Below are 23000 nucleotides of genomic sequence, written 5' to 3' on the forward strand. Positions count from 1 at the left end.
TAATCATGATTAACGCTTTGCTCATCTGTCCTTTTTCAAGGCTGAATGTAACACCTTGCACGATGCAGGTTGTTAAGATTTCACAGGGTCAGTTCCCTCCATCTTTCTTTATAAGCCGTTGCAAATCTAAAAACAAAAAGTCTACAAAACAAGTAGACTTTAAAAATTTAAATATAAATTTTATAAAAATTAACGTAATTTTATTTTAAAACCTACAAAAATAGAGAGTTATAAAAAATGTTAAATTTTTAAATATGAGAAATATCATTAAAAATAATGCAATGAATAAAAATATACTGCAATTGGGATTTTGAATAAGATTTCTATCTTCATTTTGAGCAGATGTCTGAGTTTTACGAACGTTCTCGATCCATTTTTCTTCATTTCATTTCGAAAAACACTCGAACTGACGTACGATTAATTCAAAAAACTTTTTAATTTTATAGAATGAAAGTTTTAATTGTCAACGGGCCTAATCTTAACTTATTAGGAACAAGGGAGCCGGAAATTTACGGAACAACTTCAATGGAGGATTATCTGGAAGGATTACAATCTGAATTTAGTTCTCATGAGATCTTTTATTACCAGTCAAATATTGAAGGGGAAATCATTAACAGACTTCAATTAGATGATTTTGATGCTTTAATAATTAATCCCGGAGCTTTTACGCATTATTCTTATGCTATTGCAGATTGTTTGAAGAATATCCGAAAGCCGAAAGTGGAAGTTCATATCAGCAATATTTATAAAAGGGAAGAGTTTCGCCAGAAGTCTGTAACGGCTGCGAATAGTGATGCTGTTTTGTCTGGGTTTGGAATGGAGGGTTACAGGCTGGCTGTTTTGAGTTTGAAATAAATAATGCTATCCCGCAGATTTCACAGATGACGCAGATGTTTGTAAATAATTATATGCTAATCTTAAAGAAGGAAATATAAAATAAAAACCTCATCAAATGATGAGGTTTTCTTATTTTTAGTTTGTTGTTTGCTCTTGTAACTGAGGCCCTGAAGGAATCAATTTTTTCCCTTCTTCTGTATTACAATACTGCTCAAAGTTCTTGATGTATCTTGCCGCCAAGTCTTTTGCTTTTTCTTCCCATTCTGAAGCATCGTTATAAGTATCTCTAGGATCAAGGATACCTTCAGATACGTTTGGTAATGCTGTCGGAATTTCAAGATTCATGATAGGAACGATTGTTTTAGGTGCATTTTCGATAGAACCGTCGATAATTGCATCAATAATTGCTCTTGTATCTTTCAAAGAAATTCTTTTCCCTGTACCGTTCCAACCTGTGTTTACCAAGTAAGCTTTTGCACCATGCTCTTTCATTTTCCCGATCAATGTTTTTGAATACATTGTTGGGTGTAATGTTAAGAATGCTTCTCCAAATGCCGGAGAGAAAGATGGTTCCGGTTCAGTAATTCCTCTTTCCGTTCCTGCTAATTTTGATGTATATCCGCAAAGGAAGTGGTATTGTGCCTGATCTTCATTCAACACAGAAACCGGAGGCAATACTCCGAATGCGTCTGCAGAAAGGTAAACAATCTTCTTCGCGTGTCCCGCTTTTGAAGGCAAAACAATTTTATTGATATGATAAATCGGATAAGAAACTCTTGTGTTCTCAGTGATAGATCCGTCTGTATAATCAGCTACGCCATTATTTACTACAACGTTTTCCAATAATGCATCTCTTTTGATTGCAGCGAAAATGTCCGGTTCTTTTTCAGCAGAAAGGTCGATTACTTTTGCATAGCAACCTCCTTCATAGTTGAATACTCCGTTGTTATCCCAACCATGTTCGTCATCACCAATAAGGTATCTTTTCGGGTCTGCAGATAATGTTGTTTTTCCTGTTCCTGAAAGTCCGAAGAAAAGAGCAACATCTCCTTCTTCACCTACGTTTGCAGAACAGTGCATAGAAGCCATTCCTTTTAATGGAAGATAGTAGTTCATCATCGCGAACATTCCTTTCTTCATTTCTCCACCATACCAAGTTCCTCCAATGATCTGAATCTTTTCAGTAAGATTGAACATTACAAAGTTTTCAGAGTTTAATCCCTGAGCTTCCCAGTTCGGGTTTGTTGTTTTAGAACCGTTGATTACAGTGAAATCCGGCTCTCCGAAGTTTTCCAACTCGTAGTGAGAAGGACGGATAAACATATTAGTAACGAAATGCGCCTGCCACGCTACTTCAACGATGAACCTTACTTTTAATCTTGTGTCTACGTTTGTTCCACAGAAAGCATCTACTACATAGATTTTTTTCGCATCAGAAAGTTGGTTCAGCACTAAATCTTTACAAGATGTAAAAATCTCCGGTGTTGTTGGCAAGTTTACTTTACCATCCCAGAAAATTGTTTCTCTTGTAACATCATCCTGAACTATATATCTATCTTTAGGTGAACGACCTGTGAAAATTCCAGTTTTTACCGATACCGCACCAGACTCTGTAAGCTCAGCTTTTTCAAACCCCTGATTATCAGGAGAAACTTCAGCCTGATATAATTCTTCATACGAAGGATTACATATTACTTCATAGTCTCCTTTAATCCCTAATTTTTCTAAATCTTGGATGATTTTAGCGTTTTTCATTTTACTTATATTTTTCTATTTCTTTTCTTGTTCAACAAAATTAATATTAATTAATTGTTAAAAGTGGTCTAAATATAATGATATAAGTCAGAATGGCAAATAAAAAAACAAGTTTGTAAAAAACTTATTATCAATCGATTAAATCGGAATACTCAAAAATTGTGCGAAAACCTTTTCCCCAAAAATAGTCCTTAAAGCCCTCAAATTTTGAGCTCATTACAAAATCTCCGCCCCAAGCACCCAAACTTTTTATAAATACCGGACAATCAGCGAACAACCGCTCTTTAACTGTCGGAATTTCAAGAAAATCAGAAATTCTTTGCTCATGAATCAACATTAGTTGAGAAAAATTTTTCAATTCATTACATAGTAAAATATTTCTTGTAAGATTCGAAAATTCATCAACCCGATTTTGAGACCTTCTTTTTGACTTGTAAAGGTTGATTCCTTCACGGCTATCCTGCTTCTGATTTAAGTGAATAAAAATAAGCTCATTTTTAAAAGGAGGATCAAAATTCACCTTTTCATATTTAATCTCTGGAACGCTCTGAAAAAGGACAGCAGATTTCTCTTTTGCCACCGCAATATCATAACCGCTCCCTCCTAAGCTTATCTTATTTAAATGGAAAGGATCAATCTGTGCCCATTCCGCAAGATTGGTCATTAAAGTGGAACTACTGCCCAAACCGTAATCTGCAGGAAACTGAAGATTAGTCTTTAAATGATAGGTAAAGTTATTTTTGAATTTAATAGTAGGAAGTGCTTGAACGTTTTTTAATGTTTTTAAAATAAATTCAGCACTTGATGGAATATTGGTTTCTAAAATCTGCCAGTTTTGGTAATCTATGGCAACTTTTAACCAGAGTTTGTTTTGATGATAGGCTTCCCAAAAAATCAGAGATTTTTCATCATCTTTTTCTTCAAAAGAAAACTCTTGTCCCAACTTGGTAGGTACCGCTAAGACAAGAGCTCCATCCATTGCGAAATATTCTGAAGTAAGCATTAGCTTTCCCGGTGAAAATATCTCGCCCATGATTTTTTATTTAATTTAGATTGCAGAAGCTACGTCTACCGAACCATCAATTTTCTTGATCAATCCTTGTAGCGTTTTTCCAGGACCCACTTCAATAAAGTTAGTTGCCCCATCTTTAATCATATTTTGAACTGATTGTGTCCATTTTACAGGACCTGTCAATTGTGCAATTAAGTTCTGCTTGATTTCTTCAGGATTTGTCACAGCCGTAGTTGTGATATTCTGATACACAGGAATTGTTGCATTTCTGAATTTTGTCTGCTCAATTGCAGCCGCCAATCTTTCTTGTGCAGGTTGCATCAATGGAGAATGGAATGCACCGTTTACAGGTAACAACAATGCTCTTTTCGCTCCTGCTTCTTTTAATTTCACGCAAGCTTCTTCAACAGCAGCCGTTTCACCAGAAATTACCAATTGTCCAGGACAGTTGTAATTGGCAGGAACTACGATTCCACTGATTTGTGCGCAGATCTCTTCCACTTTAGCATCTTCCAATCCTAAAATAGCTGCCATAGAACTTGGATTTGCATCACAAGCTGCCTGCATCGCTTTAGCTCTTTCGGAAACCAGCTTCAGACCATCATCAAAAGATAAAACTCCATTGGCAACTAACGCTGAAAATTCTCCTAAAGAATGTCCTGCAACCATTTCAGCTCCAAGACCGTTTACTGCTTTAAGCGCAGCCACTGAATGTATAAAAATTGAAGGTTGGGTAACCTCAGTCTTTTTAAGATCTTCATCTACTCCATTAAACATAATAGAAAGAATATCGAACCCTAAAATTTCATTGGCAGATTCCATCAAGTCCTTAATGTCTTTTCTAGAATCATACAATTCTTTTCCCATTCCTATGAACTGAGAACCCTGCCCAGGAAATACAAGTGCTTTCATGTACTGATTTAAATATTTTGCAAATATAAGTATAATTAAGAATATCTTTAAGTGAATTAAATCATTTAAGGAACTAACCTAATCACTCTATAGCCAGTATTTACGTAAGCACCATTGGCTTTTGACTTTACAAATTCAAATTTGGTCGCCAACTGAGTCTGTACTTTATTCATTTGTCTGAAGATCTCTCCTTTTTTATTTTCTCTTGTCAGCATGTCATTCACAACATCGAACCCGATAATAGCATATTTCGGAGGCGTTTTGCAATATTTACTTTTGTACGCTGCTAAAATTTCTTTTTCGAAGCTGCCGTCTGCATTAATTTTTCTATCCATAAGATAGACTAAATTCGCCTGACTAAGCTCATCTACTTTTTTCTCAAAAACAGGTGCATAATACATACTGAATGCTTTTATTCCCTGTACGTCTTTGGAAAGCGAAATTACTTTATTTGCAAAAGCTTCTCCCACGTCATTACTGTCATTGGCTAAAATAGCAATCACAGGAGCAGACTGTCCCGTCATCATATTCTGATCTAATTGAATTTCAGAAGCTGAATTAACGATCACCACATTAGGTTTTTTAAGCACTTTTTCTAAACCGCTCTTGATATAATTTGCATTCGTTTTTTTACTGTCTGCAACAATATAAATTTTCTGATCAGAGTAAGTACCTCTTACTTCATCCACTATTTTATCTGCATAGGTCTGATCGTTTGTTTCTACAATGATCAGGTTGCTATAGTTATATAATTCCGGAGAGTTGGCAAAAGGAGCAACAATCGGTATTTTTTGATTTTTCGTAAAGTCTAAAACATCAATGACATTTGACTTGAAGAACGGGCCGATAATCAAATCCGTATTATCAGGATTGATTTGTGTCAAAGAGCTTTTAAAAGTTCCCTCGTTACCGGAATCCACGATCTTAATTTCCAGCTTCTGACCGTTTCTTGCGTTTCTTTCGATGGCAACTTTTGCCCCTGTAAGGAAATCCATCGCCATGGTTCTATACTGCGTTTCGTTGGTACTGTATCCGAAAGGAAGCATTAAAACAACACTTAAAGCATCTCCGTTTTTCTTTATATAAGCAGGATCTTGTTTTTTGATTTTTAAAACCATTCCCGCTTTTAATCCGTGTGATAAATCAGGGTTCAGAGCGATTAATTCATCAATAGAGATTCCGAATTTATTTACAATAGAGAAAACCGTATCTCCCTGCTGAACGGTATAGGTAACGAAATCGTCCCCTGCAACAGCTTCTGAGGTTGTAACAGTTTTTGCACTTCCTGAATCCATTTTCTCTTTTGAGTTAACTGGTTCAGAAGCTATGTCTGTATTTGTTTTTTTAACGATAATTTTTTCTCCCGGCTTCAATCCTCTTTCTTCTAACCCTGGGTTTAAAGTAAATAATTCTTTTTGGGTAATGTTGAATTGTTTTGAAACTCTATAGTAATTATCTTTGGCCTGTATAACGTATTCTCCGTCTGCAACGGTATTAGTATCGGCAGGTTTCTCAACAGGTTTAGAGGTTACTGTTGGTGTAGTTACAGCAACATGTTGTTCATTTCCTCCATATTTTTTGATGTTTTCTAGAGGTAAAGTGATCTCGTCTCCTATTTTCATGTGAGACTCAAGATCAGGATTGAGCGTTCTAAGATCTGCTTCGGAAATATGGTATTGCTTCGTAATTCCGTAGATGGTCTGTTTCGGCTGTAAAATAATTTTCCCCGACTGAGAAGCAGTATTTGTCTTTGGTTTTTCAACAGTGGTTGTTTTAGACACTGAAGCCGTTCCTGATTTCACTGTTAAAATATCACCAATAGCCAATTTCCCTTCTTTAAATTTAGGGTTCAGTTTAAGTAATTCATCGACAGTTATTCCGTATTTTTTAGCAATATTGTAAGGAGTATCTCCTTTAACAACGGTATGTGATTTCTGAGCAGATGCTCCTAAAACCATACATAAACTGGACAAAATAAAAAACCTCTTTATCATAATAGATCGTTATTATTTACAAAAATACTTCTTTAAAATTAAATGGCAACAATAATCAATTTGGATTCCTGAACCACCATTTCTTCTAAACAAGTTTCAAGCCATGAATACCCAAAGTCAGCAAAAAACACGCTAAAATTGTAGACTCTTTCCTGCCAGTTTTTGGAAGGATGTACATCCAGAAACAGGTTTTCCAATCTTTCCAGTAATTCGCTTTGTTTTATTTTTTCTGCATGAAGAAGACGTTTTTTCATTCTGTTAAATGATTTCAGTTGTCTCACCTCTTCTGCTTTCACCATATTTCCAAAAGATTTTTCTGTAGTTTCTGCAACAGCTTTCAGTTCAGAAAAATTATTGACCAACAGGTTTTCTTTTTCTTCTAACAGTCTTAGAATACTATTATCTTCAACTATTTTATGATTGATAATGGTAGTGAAGTTTTCAAAGAAATCCTCTATTTTAAGATTCAGCTTCTGAATTTTCCCGATTGTCTTTTCTTTTAAAAACAGCATTGAATTTCTCGGAATGAGAACCGGAAAAGAAATATTTATTTTTTTGAAATAATCTTTCAACTCCAGCCAATACATGATCTCTGCATTTCCTCCGATATAAGCCAAATTAGGTAAAACACATTCCTGATACACCGGACGCATCAAAGCATTGGGACTGAATTTTTCAGGAGTGCTTTCCAGTTCGTTCAAAATTTCTTCTTCCGTGAACGAAATATTTTTATCTACAACAAAATAGTTTTTCCCATCAAAATCAATTCGGTCTCTAGTTTCTGAAAGATAAAACAAATTAATCTCACGGGGGTTTACCTGAACTTTTCCGTATTTCTCGGTAAGGAAATCAACTTTTTCTTTGGACGCTTTATTTAAGCCAAAATTCAGCAGCTCATCTTTGAAAATATCTTTAACCTGATTTTTAAGTTCTTTTGAGTCTCCGTCCAAAATCAACAATCCAAATTCAGAGAACAGTCTGTTTACCAAAATCCTGATCGCATCTGTCAGTGTATTTCCTGTTTTGTAAGATTCTTTTAACATCAAAATCAATTCTGTCCCAAAAATAGAATCTTTGAATTCTTTCTCAAATTCTGAAATAAAGTGGGTATCATGAATATGGATTCTTCCTACAGCACCACCCGATTTTTCGTTGGTTTCGTAATAATTGGCTTCTGTTTTAAAATGGTTGATCTCCACAAAATCGTGATCTTCTGAAGCCATCCAGTATACCGGAACAAAATTAAAATCCGGAAAGTTTTCTTTTAAGTATGTACATGTTTTTACCGTTTGTAAAATCTTGTACACAAAGAAAGCCGGGCCCGAAAAGAGATTAAGCTGATGACCTGTAGTGATTGTGAATGTATTCGGCTGCTTTAAGCTCTCTAAATGTTCTTGCTGTTTCGAAGAAAGCTTAACATCTGAAAGCTGCTTTTCGAGAGCATTAAATAAAACCGTTCTTTGTTCTGAAGAAAAAGCATTCTGCTTTACATAAATCTGATTTCTAAAATTATCTATAGAAAATGTATTTTCTTCAAATCCCTCAATTTTCTGATTCAAAAAGTCTTTTACTAACTGAGGAATGCTTTGTATATCCTGAAATGATATTTTATTAATAGTTTTCAACCTGGTGTAAATTTTAGTTGAACATATACCATACTATTCCGATATTTAACCTAAAGTCATAGGTAGGATAATGTGGAAATGCATATGCTTTGTTGTGTGAAAGAAGGGTTCCAACTTGTTGCCCCTCTATAAAAAAGAACATTTTTTTAACCTTCATATTGAAATACGCATCAATCATAGGCTGTCCTCCAATTGAGAAAGAGTTTGCAGAAGGTAAAATGTATTCGTTAAGTATCGGGAAATATTCTCTCGATGCAAATTTTGAGAAATAATAGGCTTTTATACCCACCTGAACTTCTGCAGCGTCTTTAAATGCTTTTGCCTGATAAAAGAAATTGGCTCTTCCAATAAAGCTTGGCATTGGTAAAAGATCTTTATTAGTCAGTGCATTTTGAATCTGTACTCTTGTATTCAGATGAAATTTACCATAACTAAAGGTAGCATCTCCTCCGATCTGAGAAATGTTCAATGAGCTATTGCTTTGCTGAGGCTTTGCACTGCTATCAAAATAGGTGTAATTATCTATTCTAAAATAATTGACAAACAATTCTGTTTTAAACCATTTCAAATTAATATTACCTCCAATCTCTGTCACAGTTTGATTTTTAGCATCCTGCAAATAATAATTGAACTTTTTATACACAGAAGTATTCATCAGATAATTGAAAGACGGATAAACACTCTGGAAATTCACTTTTGCATTGACAAAGTAATCTTTTATCGGTTCAAATTTTAAGTTGTTCGTTGTTTTAAGGTAGGTTCCGAACTGGCTTCCATTAGAAAATTCAAGAAATGAGTTCAACTGGATTTTGTCTAATAATTTAACCTGTAAATTTCCGACTGCACCAATTCTGTTTTCTTTAAGCTCATTAGGAATGACAAGATCTGTCAGCGAAACTTCTGAAGCACCAAATTTTAACATTTGATATCGAACCCCTGCATCAAGTTTGAATTTTTCATTATCAAAAACCAAACTGAATGTGTTGCTAAAGTTATCTGAATATTTTTTTGAGACATACGGTACTCCATTCACAATTTCAGCAGGAAGGCTGTACCAATAAGATTCTAAGCTTGTCTGTCCATAATAATATTTATTTCCTTCATGAGAAAGGGTATGTCTTATTTTAAACGGAAACTTTTCTGAATTAAAAGGTGTTAACTGGTGAGTTAAATAGTATCTTCTATAGGAAAACTGTGAGCTTGAAGTCGCGAGATTAACCTGAACATTCTGTCTGTTGCTTGAATTGCTATCTCCGGTCTGAAAAACACTGTCAATGGCGATTCCTCCGTTTTCCTGATTGTTTACATTCTGATGTAAGTAATGGGCAAATAATTCATAATTTCCTTTTTTAGAAACATAGTGCCCTGAAAACAAGGTATTATTATTCGCCGCCAAAGTATTTCTGTATAAACCTTGGGAACGAAGTCCCATATATTCTAATGCAAAATTAAATCTCTTCCCTATATTTTGGGTATAAGTAGATTTCAGAGCTGCTCCATTTTTCATTGCATTATGATATACAAATGTTGCGGTAGGTGTTTTCACATCATAATAGTGGACATCATCAACGCCTAAAATCCCATACGACTTGTTGGTTGGAAGTAAGGCAAGGTTTTGTTCTGCATTCACTTCATAAGACAAGGGATTGAATCCAGAGCCTATATTCGCAAGCTGAGCTTTTCCAAAGTTATCTCTGTTATTGTATTGTGAAAAAACATTTGTTTTATCAAACGTCAATACGGTATCAAAAACCTTCTTTTCACCATATTGCTTTTGATATAAGTAATCGTTAATCGTAGGCTTAAATATTTTTAAAGAGTCTTTTTTCCCTGAATCAATGATTAAGGAGTCTCCTTCTCTTTTGGGAGCCACTTTTTTATCTTTAGTATTAACAATTTGAGCATGAGCTGTAAAACCCAGAAAGAGTATGATAAGAAATATGTATTTCATTTATTGCTTTTGTGTAGCAAAAATAAGAAATAATGGGGAATAAAAAACCCCGTCTTTTGACGGGGTTCTCATAATAATTAAGAAATTTAATTAATTTTTCACTAATACAAATTGGTTTCCAGTAGAAGATCCTGCAGCACCAGAAAAATTAAGATTAGAAATATTTATAGCCCCAGTACAAAAGTTTACTGTTCCACTACCACTAAGAGACAGCGTACCAGTTGTTCCTCCATAATTAAAAGGCTCATTAGAAACTAACTGAACGCTACCATCATTTGCAACAGTTACAAGCATGTAAGATGTACTTGCATTGCTAATATAAGGATTGTTAGTTGATAATATCTTAAACTGATTAGCTGCTAGCCCCGGCTGTACAGTAACCAAATCACCTGCTTCATAGTCTTCCCAAGTATCAGTTACAACTTTATAGGTTCCTGTAAATGGAGCCATGTTAAAATCACATGATTTTGTATATCTTAAAATATAAGTCTGGTCAAACGTTGCATTAGGAATTGATGAAGACTGTAATTTAAACACAATTACTTTTGCCTCAACAGTTGCAGTAGCCTCAAGAAGTTTTACTTGGAATTGGCCACCAATTTGACCTGCATTTACAGTAACCTCTGGAGCTACAATTTGAAAGTCAACACCTTCAACCGCTGTTGAAACAGTTTTATCAACAACTAATTTAACTTGCGCAGCTCCTGATAAAGACTGCACTGTTCCAAAATCAATATTTGCTATCGTCGATCCTGTGCCTTGTTTTACAACAGCTTCACCATTTACTCCTTTATTAAAATGTAAGTAAGGTTGCCCTTCATAAACTTCTGCCTCATCTTTACAACTGCTAAGTAAAAAAATAAAAGAGGCTAATATTAAAAACGCAATTTTTTTCATAAGTTTTGTTCTAATTAATTATATCCAGGGTTTTGTTGAACATTAGGATTCGCATTAATCTCATCCAACGGAATAGGAAGCGTAAATCTATAATCGCTAGCAGGTAAAGTTAATGGTAAATTCTGGTTATCGTCATCATACTTATCTCTATCTATTCCAACACCAGCTGCTACTCCCATTCTTTTCAAATCCAAATAACGGTGTCCTTCAAAACATAACTCTCTTCTTCTTTCTAAAAGTATATCTGCATATGCTTGTTGAGCAGACGTATATGTAATTGTAGCTGCTAAACTTCCTTTAGACCTAGTACCTCTGATTGTTCTCACACGGGTAGCCGCTGTTGTCAAATCACCTTCGTGAACAGCAACTTCAGCCAAAATAAGATACATTTCAGATAGTCTAAACATTTTAATGTCATTTCTCAATCTCATAGTAGCACTAGCTAAAGATCCTGATTTACCCGGATATTTATTAATCACAATAACATCATCTTCTCTAGGATTTGGTCCTGTTGGATATAATTGATCAAACTGACTAGATCCGTCAACAAATACATCTTTTCTGATGTCGCCACCTGGAATTTGATCATCAATAAGATCATATAATTTTCTACTCATATCGAAAGTAACTGATCCATCGATATCTGTCGAGTTGGTTGTCCATAGACTAGCAATATTTGACCAAGAACCTACAGCACTATTAGGTCTATATAAAGACCATAAAATCTCTCCTCTTGCTGTATCGTTCCAAATTGTAGGATAAGCTGTAGGATTAGATAATGATAAACCACTAGTAGTAACGGCAGCAGTAGCATTAAGCTTTGCATTAACATCATCCCCTTTATAATTGTAATATCTTGCAGCAATAGCATTGATAGCAGGCTTCTGTAAATAATGTTGTACGGAAGCACCACCTGTCGTTACACTTGATGTGTTAAAATTGGTAAGTGCATATTGTAAATCTGATTCAATCAATGCAAAAACCTCAGAATTTTTAACTCTAGGTAATTTTGTTTCTAAAATATTTGCAGGTTCCGTGCTTAGCATTACACCTAATGCATTAGGATCTTTCATATTTGTAGAAAAATAAGACTCTAAAGTGACATATGCATAAGCTCTTAAAGCTCTTGCATGAACTATAATATTAGTATATGTTGCTTTATCTGTAGTACTAAGAGTATTATAATTAATCAATTTACTTCTATCCAAAAGGATATTAACCTTATTAATTATGTTATAATTGCTTACCCAAAGTCCAGATGCATCACCAGAAGTTGAATTTAAAACCCATCGGTGAGTTAAAATGTCACTGGTACTTACCCCAGCTAAACCATAGCCTACTTCATCTGTAAAAAGTGAAGTGAAGAAAATTTCATTTAGAGGATCTACAGCGGGATAGACGCTACCGTTAAGAAACAACTTCATGTCATCAACAGTTTTAAAAACAACTGTCGCATCATTAATTTCACTATCTTGAACTATATCTAGTGCATCATTACACGATGACATCACTAGAAAAACTGATAATATATAAAATATTTTTTTCATTGTAATAATTTAATTTAAAAATCAACTTTCACTCCTATTGTATACATCCTTGGATTTGGATAAATACTTAAGCTTGATCCCGTGATAGGCTCAGGGTCGAAACCTCTCCACTTGGTCCATGTGAAAATATTTTCTGCTTGAAGATAAATTCGAAGACCAGTAATTGGCATATTTCTTAACATATCTTTACTTAATTGATAACCAATCGTAGCAGATCTAATCTTAAGGAATGAGGCATCTTTAATAAAGTAATCCGATTGTGAAGTATAACCCCAGTTAGTAGCTCTTAAGCTAGGAGTATCACTATTTGTATTTGTTGGACTCCATGCACCAACTAAATCATTTGACAAGTTACCAGAACCAACTGCATTAGATCCAAGACCTACCGGATTAGCTAACCAATACAATGCATTGTCAAATTTCTTAATTCCTGCTTGGAATGTAAATAATGCATCAAAGAAGAAACCTTTGTATTGACTTTCAAAACCAAAACTACCTGCATATTTAGGAACAATACCAACATCCAAATACTGTGCATCACTTACATCTGGTGCTTCTGTAACTCCACCATCTTTTGTGTAGAACAATAAGTTACCATTACTCTTATTCACCCCTGCATATTTATAAACATACCATTCATATAATTGATGACCAGCAATTGTCGTAGTTGTTCCAGGTTCCGGATCACCATTGATTTGGTATTCATTAATTCTATTCTGGTTATAAGAACCATTTGCGAATACAGTTAATTTTACACCATCTTTATTAAATATGTTATAACGTAAGCCAAGTTCAATACCTTTATTAGTCATTGATCCATTGTTTCCATTTACTGAATAAGATCCTGAAACCCCTGAAACAGGAATTGAGCTAAATAGATTTGTCGTTTTCTTTTGGTAAATATCAAATGTACCTTCTAACTTATTATTTAATAGAGTAAAGTCCAATCCAATATTAGCCTGTGCTACATCTTCCCATCTTACTGTTGGGTTTCCATAACCAAAGCCTAAACCAAGAGAATTCCCATAACCTATTGGAGAAGTATATTGATCTCTTACAATAGTACTTGCTGTTAATAATGGGTTAGAACCAGATGCAGATGCAATAATGTTCTGGTTACCGTTAGTTCCATATGATGCTCTAAGCTTTAAATTACTAAAGGTAGAACCTTCCATAAAGCTTTCCTTATCAATATTCCATCTACCAGAAACAGACCAGTAAGTAGCCCATTGATTTGCTCCAATGAATCTATAACTTGCATCTCTTCTTATTGTTCCGCTAAAACCGTATTTTCCTGCATAGTCATAGTTTGCATTAGCAAAGTAAGCAAGGGTACCAGCAGTAATTCTTGAAGCACTTACAGAAGGAAGAAAGTTATTAGTAGAACTGTCATATGGAACATAACCAGTACCTGATCCTGGAACGTATGTTCTTGGGTCAAGACCATTCTGTGTTCTTGTAGAAGTTCTATAATGAACTTTATTATATTCCAAACTCACTGTAGCATCTATCGTATGTTCACCCGCCTGACCATTATATGAAGCAGAGGCAACATTATTGATACTCAAATCTCTAGTTATAGACTGGGTTTCACTTCCAGTATATTTAGCCGTTCCTTGAGTTGCTAAAGCCAAATAAGACCAAGGTGCTCTCCCCGAAGTCCTCTCACTTTGTCTATAATCTACACCCAATTTATTATTTAAACTAAAATTCTTAGTAATTTTATAAGAACCTCCTAAGTTACCTGTAATCGAAATCTGATCAACGAAATTAGGAAGATTTCCTTTTGTCAACAAATTTTCTAGTACATAGATATTATTACCATCATTAAAGTTAGTACCTATAGCATTAAATAACTCTTGTCCATTAGCATAAACTCCAGGAGCTAAATAAGGTAATCCTTGGAGAACCCCAAGAAGTGGGTTCTGTACAGAATTATTTCTAATTGCTGAACTTGTTTCTTCAAACAATTCATTTCTTCTTGAAAATGCAAGTCCTATTTGAGAATTTACAGTTAGCTTTTCATCTTTCGATTTAGCCATAATATTTGATCTCGCTGTAAATCTCTTAAAGTCGGTTGTAGGTACAGCTCCACCCTGCTCCATATAACCAAATGAAGTATAAGAGGCTACATTACCACCACCACTTGATATTGAAACATCATGTGATTGGAACATTTCAGGTTTAAAAAAGACTTTCTTCCAATCAGTATCAATACCTGCTGCTTGACCCGCTAATGCTTTATCATAAGCATTAGGAGTTCCAGTAGTACTTGGACTTAATCCATATAATCTCATGATATCTAAATACTCACTTGTATTTGCAAGATTATATTTATCAAGAGGTCTTAATGACATTCCGGTCATACCAGTATACGAAACTTTAAACCCACTTCCGTACTTACCTCTTTTCGTTCTTATAACAACAACTCCATTAGCACCTCTATTACCATAGATAGCAGTTGCTGCAGCATCCTTCAATACAGTCATTGACTCAATATCATTAGAATTTAAGTTTCTGTATTCAGAAGCATTCGATGGAACATCATCAATCACAATTAAAGCATCTGTATTACCATTAATTGAACTGGTCCCACGAATCAACAAACTAAATTTAGCAGACCCGGGACTTCCCGATCCTCCATTCATGATAACACCAGGAGCAGACCCCTGCAAAGATGTCAAAACATTGGTATTCGGTCTATTTTCTAAAAATACGTCACCCACAGTATTTGAAGCAACTGTTGAATTTTTTTTAGTGATAGTTTTAGAATACCCTAAAACAACCACTTCTTCAATTTTAGTCTCTTTCGAAGCAGTGTCTTTTGGTTTTTTTTGTGCATAAACAGCCTGCCCTAGAAAAAACAAAGCCCCTGCACTCAGTACACGTAGTTTAACATTCATATTAACAAATTTTAATATATTTTAATGGGCAAATATGTTAATAAATATTAACATTCACAAGTTTTCGGAACAGATATTTTAGAGATTCTTTTACACTTTAGGCTACATTTGCATAAAAAAAAACTAAAATCAATAATAATTACGCGCAATCATTCTATAAAATGCAAAATATAATTGTTTAAAAAAACTTTTAACATAAAATTTTTAAAAGTTAAATTATTATTTAGAATGAATATAAATTATTTTAGTCAAATAAAAAACCACTTTCTAAGAAAGTGGTTTTCATTTATTTATAGTGAATTATTTCAGTTTTTTCTTCACTGCAACCTCTTCATACACCTCCAGAATATCCCCTTGTTCGATATCATTATATCCTTTCAGGTTCAATCCACATTCATAGCCCTTGGTAACTTCTTTTACGTCATCTTTGAAACGCTTCAAGCTTTCCAGCTCTCCGTCAAACTTCACAATTCCGTCTCTTAGTAAACGTACTTTAGAATTTCTGGTAACTTTTCCTGTAAGAACCATACATCCTGCAATAGTTCCCACTTTAGAAATCTTGAATACTTCACGGATTTCAACATTACCGATTACCTGCTCCTGAATTTCCGGAGAAAGCATTCCTTCCATTGCCTCTTTTACTTCATCGATAGCTTTATAGATTACAGAGTATGTTCTGATCTCAATTTCCTCACGATCTGCAAGATCTTTAGCATTTGCACCCGCTCTTACGTTAAATCCGATAATAATCGCATCTGACGCAGCAGCTAAGTTGATATCAGATTCTGTGATCTGTCCTACACCTGAGTGAAGAATATTCACGCTGATCTCTTCTGTTGAAAGTCTTTGTAACTGATCAGAAAGGGCCTCTACAGAACCATCCACGTCTCCTTTAAGGATAATGTTCAATTCTTTGAATTCACCTAAAGCAATACGTCTACCTAGTTCTTCAAGCGTAGTATGTTTTTTAGTTCTGATAGAAAGTTCTCTCTGAAGCTGTTCTCTCTTATTAGCAATAGCTTTACCTTCACTTTCGTCAGCATAAACACGGAATTTATCACCAGCTGTTGGAGCTCCATCCAATCCTAGGATTGTTGCCGGAATAGACGGACCTGCTTCCGCAAGATTTTTCCCTCTTTCATCTAGCAAAGCTTTTACCTTACCGTGATTTTTCCCTGCTACAACATAATCACCAACTCTTAGTGTTCCGGTTTGAACCAGCATTGTTGCAACATAACCTCTTCCTTTATCTAAAGACGCTTCAATTACCACTCCGCTTGCAGCACGTTCTGGGTTTGCTTTTAATTCAAGCATTTCAGCCTGTAATAAAACTTTTTCCAATAATACGTCTACGTTGTTACCAAATTTAGCAGATATCTCCTGAGCCTGAACATTTCCTCCCCATTCTTCTACTAAAATATTCATACCTGAAAGCTGCTGACGGATATTATCCGGATTTGCATTCGGTTTATCCACTTTGTTGATTGCAATAATCATCGGAACACCTGCAGCCTGTGCGTGAGAAATAGCTTCTTTCGTTTGAGGCATCACGTCATCATCGGCAGCAATTACGATAATTGCAATATCTGTAATCTGAGCTCCTCTTGCTCTCATCGCTGTAAAGGCTTCGTGACCCGGCGTATCTAAGAAAGTAATTCTCTGACCGTTTTCCAATTTCACATTATACGCTCCGATATGCTGAGTAATTCCTCCTGACTCACCTGCAATTACGTTAGTTTTTCTAACATAATCCAGTAATGAAGTTTTACCATGGTCAACATGTCCCATTACTGTAACAACAGGTGCTCTTGGTAACAAGCTCTCTTCAGTATCAATTTCATCTTCAGAATCAGTATCTTCAAGATCCGCATCCGAGAATTCAATTTTATATCCAAATTCATCTGCAACTAATAGCAATGTATCAGCTTCAAGTCTCTGGTTCATTGTAACCATAACACCTAAAGAGAAACAAGCAGAAATAACCTCTGTAGGAGAAACATTCATTAAACTTGCTAATTCACCAACAGTGATGAATTCTGTTACTTTTAATGTTCTGTCTTGCGCATCAATTTCTTGTTGACGCTCATCTTGCTCTCTACGGAAATTTCTCTTATCTTTTCTGTGTTTAGCAGATTTAGATTTCCCTCCTTTATTGGTTAATTTTTCAAGAGTTTCCTTGATTTGGTTTTTAACCTGCTCATCCGTCAATTCAACAGGCATAGTTCTCTGACCCGGTCTGTTGTTTTGCCCTCCTCTGTTGAAACCTCCTCTGTTTCCACCTTGGCCACCTTGTCCTGATGGACGGTTGCCTTGGTTATTATTATTCCCAAAACGGTTTCCGCCTTGGCCTCCCTGACCTTGTGGACGATTTCCCTGACCACCTTGTCCTTGAGGACGGTTGCCTTGGTTATTATTATTCCCCTGAGGACGGTTTCCTTGACCTCCCCCTTGGTTATTATTGTTATTATTACCGCCTTGCTGATTATTTCCTCCTTGCTGGTTATTATTCCCTCCAGGTTTTTCAATCCTTTTTCTTTTCTTTTTAGCTCCAGGACCTGTTTTTGGTGCAAATTGAGTTAAGTCAATCTTTTCACCAACAATCTTAGGACCATCCAGCTTTTGATAAACGGTTTCAATTTTTTGAGGTTCCTGATTTTCTTCTACAGGCGCCTTCGGTTGTTCTTTCACCTCAGCTACTTTTTGAGGAGCTGCTTCTTTTACAACAGGTTTAGGAGTTTCCTTTACCTCTGCAGCCGGTTTTTCTTCAACAGTTTTTTCTTCTACTTTTTTCTCCTCCACTTTAGGCTTATCTTTTTTTACCGGTCTGTTTCTAGATTCAATTTGTGATAAATCGATTTTATCTAAAACCTTAAACTCTTGTTTTTCAGGAGCTGCTTTTACTTCCGGTTCTTCAACAACAACAGGTTCTGGTTTTTTCTCTTCCACTGTTGCTATAGGAGCAACCGGAGCTTCTTCAACTTCAGGTTTCGTAGGTTCCAAATCTATTTTACCTAAAATTTTAGTTTCTGGTTTATTAGCTTTAGCTCTTATTACTTCAGGGGTTTTCTTTTCTTCAATTTCCAGTTTTTCTTCCGGAACTTTTGTGATCACCACCTCATGGGAAGCTTTACGTTGTTCACCGTCTTTGGCAAACTCAGCCTCCAATGCAGAATATGCCGCTTCTTCCAATTGAGCGTTAGGATTGCTTTCAACCTCGATACCCTTAGCTTGTAAAAATTCTACTAATCTGGACATCGAAATATTGAATTCCTTAACCGCTTTATTTAATCTAATTTTTGGCATTTATTATTTTTACTGTTTTTTAATTCTTAAAATTAAAGTATTTCTTTTTTACTGTTTATTAAAATTTATTTACTAAATCTTAATCTTCAAATTCTTCTCTAAGAATACGCTTCACATCTTCAATTGTTTCCTCTTCAAGATCTACCATATTCAGAAGACTCTCAGTCTCTTTATCCAAAACAGACTTAGCAGTTGTAAGACCTACTTTCTTAAATTCATCCAAAATCCACTGCTCGATATCGTCATTAAATTCTCTCAATTCAACGTCGTCATCTTCACTAGACTCTCTGTATACATCGATCTCGTATCCGGACAACCAAGAAGCCAGTCTGATATTCTGCCCTTGTTTTCCAATCACTTTAGAAATCTCTTCAACAGGAGTATAAACCAATGCATAGTTCGCCCCCTCATTGATGTCAATTTTATTGATGGTAACATTTCCTAAAGATCTTTTCACCAAAATTTCAGGGTTTTTAGACCACTGAATCACATCGATGTTCTCATTTTTCAACTCTCTTACAACCCCATGAATTCTTGATCCTTTCACACCCACACATGCTCCTACCGGATCGATTCTGTCATCATAAGCATCTACTGCAATTTTTGCCTTTTCCCCAGGAATTCTCACTACTTTTTTCAGCATGATTGTTCCATCCTGGATTTCAGGAATTTCCAGTTCCAATAATTTCTCTAGGAATTTTGGTGCAGTTCTGGAAATAATAATCTGCGGTTTTGATCCTTTAAAGTCTACTGTTTCTACAATAGCTCTGATGTTTTCACCTTTTTTAAAGAAATCTGAAGGGATTTGATTTTCTTTCGGAAGAATAAATTCATTGCCTTCATCGTCCAAAAGAATGACATGTTTGTGACGGATGTGGTGAATCTCTCCTACCACAATCTCTCCGATCTTATCTCTGAACTGCTCATAAAGCATTGCATTATTGTGCTCCTGAAGCTTTGTTGCCAAAATCTGTTTCAGTGTAAGAATATTTCTTCTTCCCAATTGAGCCACAGGAATTTCCATCGTAAAATCTTCACCTACTTCAAAAGTCGGGTCAATTTTCTTTGCTTCTGAGATCTCGATTTCAAGATCATCATCTTCAGACATCTCATCCTCCACAATTGTTTTGTTCAAAAATATCTGAAAATCTCCTTTATCAGGGTTTACAATCACATCAAAATGATCATCAGAATCATATCTTTTTCTCAAAAGAGTCTTAAGAGAATCTTCAATAATTGCCATCAGATCGATCTTACTGATCCCTTTTTCGTCTTTAAAATCACCAAAGGATTCAATCAACGCTATATTATCCATTTATTTTTTTTTCTTATTTAAAATTTAATTGCTACTAAAGCTTTTTTAATCTCAGAGTAAGGAATTTCCTTTTCCTCCTCCACATCTACTTTCCCTTTACCGATGTCTTTCGGCTTACGGTAACGCAAAACCAGAGTAATTTTTTCTTCATCTACTTTTGCAAGTTCTCCTTCAATTTTAGAAGAGTCATTTAATAATACATCAATATCTCTTCCAAGATTTTTCGTAAACTGACGTGGCGTCACCAACGGTTCGCTCAAGCCTGCAGACATTACCTGTAAACTAAAGTCATGCTCTTCACGGTCCATATTAAATTCTATGGCGCGGCTTGCATCCAAGCAATCCTGAAGAGAAACCCCATTGTCTCCATCCAAAATCACCGTAATATCGTCCCCTGCAGAAATCTTTAAATCGATCAGAAACAAATCCTTTCTGGTCTCAAGGAAATCGTTTAATAATTCTTCAATTCTTTTTCTAAACTCCATAATTTTTATGATTTACTGTACGAAAAAAGGCTTTCGTTAGAAGCCTTCCCATTGTTTTTTCCGTAAATCTTTTGCAAATATAAAACATTTTTACTAAAAATACAAATAAGTCTAGTAATCAGATTGATAAGTTTTATTACTGCCGAACCAAAAAGCAAATCGCAATTATCAGAAACCATGAAAGTATTTTTAGTATTTTTGTCATAAATTATTAAAAACATATATTTTGAATATTACAATAGTAGGAACAGGATATGTAGGCTTGGTAACAGGAACTACGCTTGCAGAATTAGGAAATTCGGTTTACTGTGTTGATATTGATGAAAAAAAAGTAGAAGGAATGAAAAATGGTATTGTTCCCATCTACGAGCCGAATCTCGAAGAAATGTTCCTTAGAAACATACAGGCAGAACGTCTATTTTTCACAACCGATTTAAAAGAAGCTTTGGATAAAAGCGAAGTCATTTATCTTGCTTTACCAACCCCTCCTGGTGAAGATGGCTCCGCAGATCTTTCTTATGTACTGCAGGTTGCCAATTCTATTGGTGAAATGATGACCGAATACAAAGTCGTGGTAAATAAAAGTACAGTTCCTGTAGGAACAGCCGATAAGGTAAGCAATGTTATTGCCTCAAAAACAAGCCTCCCTTTTGACGTAGTTTCAAATCCGGAATTTTTACGTGAAGGTTTTGCCGTGGAAGATTCAATGAATCCGGCGAGAGTAGTCGTTGGATCGAGTTCCGAAAAGGCTAAAGAAATCATGTCAAAGATTTACCAGCCGTTTACCAATACCGGGATTCCTATTATATTCATGGATGAGAAATCATCGGAGCTTACGAAATATGCAGCCAACTCATTTTTAGCAGTGAAAATCACTTTTATGAATGAAATCGCTAATTATTGTGAAAAAGTAGGTGCTGATGTTGATAAAGTACGTCTTGGAATGGGAAGTGACGACAGAATCGGGCACAGATTCTTATTTCCGGGAATAGGATATGGAGGAAGCTGTTTCCCAAAAGATGTAAAGGCGTTAATTAAATCAGGAAAAGATGAAGATTTTAATTTTCAAATTCTTGAAGCCACTGAAAATGTTAACATTTCACAGAAAGTAATTCTTGTTTCTGAGATCGAAAAATATTTCGGAGGAAGCATTGAAGGGAAAACTATCGCTTTGTGGGGACTTGCTTTTAAAGCCAATACCGACGATATCAGAGAAGCTTCTTCGCTAGACAATATTGAATTATTATTAGAGAAAGGAGCAAAAATTGTTGCTTATGATTCTGTTGCTGAAAAAAATGTACAGAAAATATTAGGTGACAAAATCGAATATGCCAAAACCATGTACGAAGCTCTTGAAAATGCAGATTCACTCTTCATTGCTACAGAATGGCCGGAGTTTAAAAATCCGAATTTTGAACTGATGGGCGAGAAAATGAAAAATAAGGTTATTTTCGACGGAAGAAATATGTATCCATTAGAAATTCCCGCACAGAATGGATTTTATTATAAAAGTATCGGGAGAAAAACAATCACGAATTGATTTCCGCACCTAAAATAGCCGTTTTAGTACCCTGCTATAACGAGGCTTTAACCATTGAAAAAGTGGTTAAGGATTTTCAGCAACATATTCCTGAAGCGGAAATATTTGTTTACGACAACAATTCAAAAGATGCAACTGTAGAAATTGCAACAAAAGCAGGCGCTATTGTTGGAAATGAAAAAAAGCAGGGAAAAGCGAATGTTGTTTTCAGAATGTTCAGGGAAATTGATGCCGATCTTTATATCATGATAGACGGTGATGACACTTATCCTGTAGAATGCATTCGTGAAATGGTAGATCAGTTTACCAAAAACAATTGCGACATGCTTGTCGGAGACAGATTATCTAACAAGAGCTACAAAAAAGAAAACAAAAGAGCGTTCCACAATTTCGGAAATAATCTGGTTCGAAACCTCATCAATATTTTCTTTGGTTCTGAACTGAAGGACATTCTTTCCGGCTACAGAATTTTTTCAAGAAAATTTGTTAAAAATTACGCGAGCTCCATTAAAGGATTTGAGCTGGAAACCGACCTTTCGATATATGCTTTACATTACGGACTTGCCATAGAAGAATATTCCATTAATTACCGTGACAGACCTGAAGGAAGTGTCTCAAAGCTAAATACGTTCACCGATGGATTCAAGGTTATTAAGCTTTTCTTTAATCTTGTAAGACTCTACAAACCTTTATTATTTTTCGGAATGGTTTCTATTGTCCTGTTTGTTTTGGGAATTCTTTTTATGATTATTCCGATCAGAGAATATTTTGAATATCAATATGTATATAAGGTTCCCACGTTAATTTTTTCAATCATGCTCATCATTGTTTCCATACTTTCTCTTGCCACCGGCTTGATTTTGGACAACATCAGTATTATTGACAAAAAGAATTTCAAAGTGCGGTATAACAACACCAACTAGC

At 35.2% G+C, this 23000-nt stretch carries 15 protein-coding genes and 1 riboswitch; of the genes, 3 read left to right on the plus strand and 12 right to left on the minus strand.

Annotated elements, in window-relative coordinates:
* Nucleotides 1-18: 18 nt before the first annotated feature.
* Nucleotides 19-117, minus strand: a riboswitch (SAM riboswitch).
* A 330-nt stretch (nt 118-447) separates the two neighbouring features.
* Nucleotides 448-855 (plus strand): type II 3-dehydroquinate dehydratase, encoded by a 408-nt coding sequence (locus JI747_RS06420; protein WP_225687081.1) that lies wholly within the window; start codon nt 448-450, stop codon nt 853-855.
* A 117-nt stretch (nt 856-972) separates the two neighbouring features.
* Here JI747_RS06420 and pckA read toward each other — a convergent pair whose 3' ends face one another.
* From pckA to rimP, 12 genes are all read right to left on the minus strand, one after another.
* Nucleotides 973-2592, minus strand: a complete 1620-nt coding sequence (gene pckA / locus JI747_RS06425; protein ID WP_225687082.1) for a phosphoenolpyruvate carboxykinase (ATP) — start codon at nt 2590-2592, stop codon at nt 973-975.
* Between the two features lie 130 nt (nt 2593-2722).
* Nucleotides 2723-3625: a GYDIA family GHMP kinase gene (locus JI747_RS06430; RefSeq protein ID WP_225687084.1), complete on the minus strand. Its 903-nt coding sequence runs from the start codon at nt 3623-3625 to the stop codon at nt 2723-2725.
* Nucleotides 3626-3640: 15 nt separating this feature from the next.
* A complete protein-coding gene (fabD, locus tag JI747_RS06435) occupies nt 3641-4516 on the minus strand; it encodes an ACP S-malonyltransferase (protein WP_225687086.1) in 876 nt (291 codons plus the stop codon).
* Between the two features lie 65 nt (nt 4517-4581).
* Complete coding sequence (locus JI747_RS06440; protein ID WP_225687088.1) at nt 4582-6510, minus strand: LysM peptidoglycan-binding domain-containing protein; 1929 nt, start codon at nt 6508-6510, stop codon at nt 4582-4584.
* Nucleotides 6511-6548: 38 nt separating this feature from the next.
* Nucleotides 6549-8135, minus strand: a complete 1587-nt coding sequence (bshC, locus tag JI747_RS06445; RefSeq protein ID WP_225687090.1) for a bacillithiol biosynthesis cysteine-adding enzyme BshC — start codon at nt 8133-8135, stop codon at nt 6549-6551.
* A 13-nt stretch (nt 8136-8148) separates the two neighbouring features.
* Nucleotides 8149-10086, minus strand: a complete 1938-nt coding sequence (locus JI747_RS06450; protein ID WP_225687093.1) for a putative porin — start codon at nt 10084-10086, stop codon at nt 8149-8151.
* 90 nt (nt 10087-10176) lie between these two features.
* Nucleotides 10177-10983, minus strand: a complete 807-nt coding sequence (locus tag JI747_RS06455; protein ID WP_225687095.1) for a DUF4843 domain-containing protein — start codon at nt 10981-10983, stop codon at nt 10177-10179.
* Nucleotides 10984-10997: 14 nt separating this feature from the next.
* Nucleotides 10998-12530, minus strand: a complete 1533-nt coding sequence (locus JI747_RS06460; RefSeq protein ID WP_225687097.1) for a RagB/SusD family nutrient uptake outer membrane protein — start codon at nt 12528-12530, stop codon at nt 10998-11000.
* A gap of 14 nt (nt 12531-12544) precedes the next feature.
* Nucleotides 12545-15433 carry a SusC/RagA family TonB-linked outer membrane protein gene (locus JI747_RS06465; protein ID WP_225687099.1) on the minus strand — a complete coding sequence of 963 codons (2889 nt, stop codon included), beginning with the start codon at nt 15431-15433 and terminating at the stop codon, nt 12545-12547.
* A gap of 300 nt (nt 15434-15733) precedes the next feature.
* Nucleotides 15734-18736 (minus strand): translation initiation factor IF-2, encoded by a 3003-nt coding sequence (gene infB / locus JI747_RS06470; RefSeq protein ID WP_225687100.1) that lies wholly within the window; start codon nt 18734-18736, stop codon nt 15734-15736.
* A gap of 79 nt (nt 18737-18815) precedes the next feature.
* Nucleotides 18816-20051 (minus strand): transcription termination factor NusA, encoded by a 1236-nt coding sequence (gene nusA, locus JI747_RS06475; RefSeq protein WP_225687101.1) that lies wholly within the window; start codon nt 20049-20051, stop codon nt 18816-18818.
* Nucleotides 20052-20068: 17 nt separating this feature from the next.
* Nucleotides 20069-20536, minus strand: coding sequence for a ribosome assembly cofactor RimP (rimP, locus tag JI747_RS06480; protein WP_225687102.1), 468 nt, complete (start codon nt 20534-20536; stop codon nt 20069-20071).
* A gap of 226 nt (nt 20537-20762) precedes the next feature.
* Between rimP and JI747_RS06485 the strand changes: the two genes are divergently transcribed.
* Together JI747_RS06485 and JI747_RS06490 are read left to right on the plus strand one after the other, a co-directional pair.
* Nucleotides 20763-22076, plus strand: a complete 1314-nt coding sequence (locus JI747_RS06485) for a UDP-glucose dehydrogenase family protein (protein WP_225687103.1) — start codon at nt 20763-20765, stop codon at nt 22074-22076.
* Nucleotides 22073-22999 (plus strand): glycosyltransferase family 2 protein, encoded by a 927-nt coding sequence (locus tag JI747_RS06490; protein ID WP_225687104.1) that lies wholly within the window; start codon nt 22073-22075, stop codon nt 22997-22999. Before JI747_RS06485 ends, JI747_RS06490 begins: the two co-directional genes overlap by 4 nt.
* Nucleotide 23000 lies beyond the last annotated feature (1 nt).

Source organism: Chryseobacterium tagetis (genome assembly GCF_016735585.2).
GTDB lineage: Bacteria > Bacteroidota > Bacteroidia > Flavobacteriales > Weeksellaceae > Chryseobacterium > Chryseobacterium tagetis.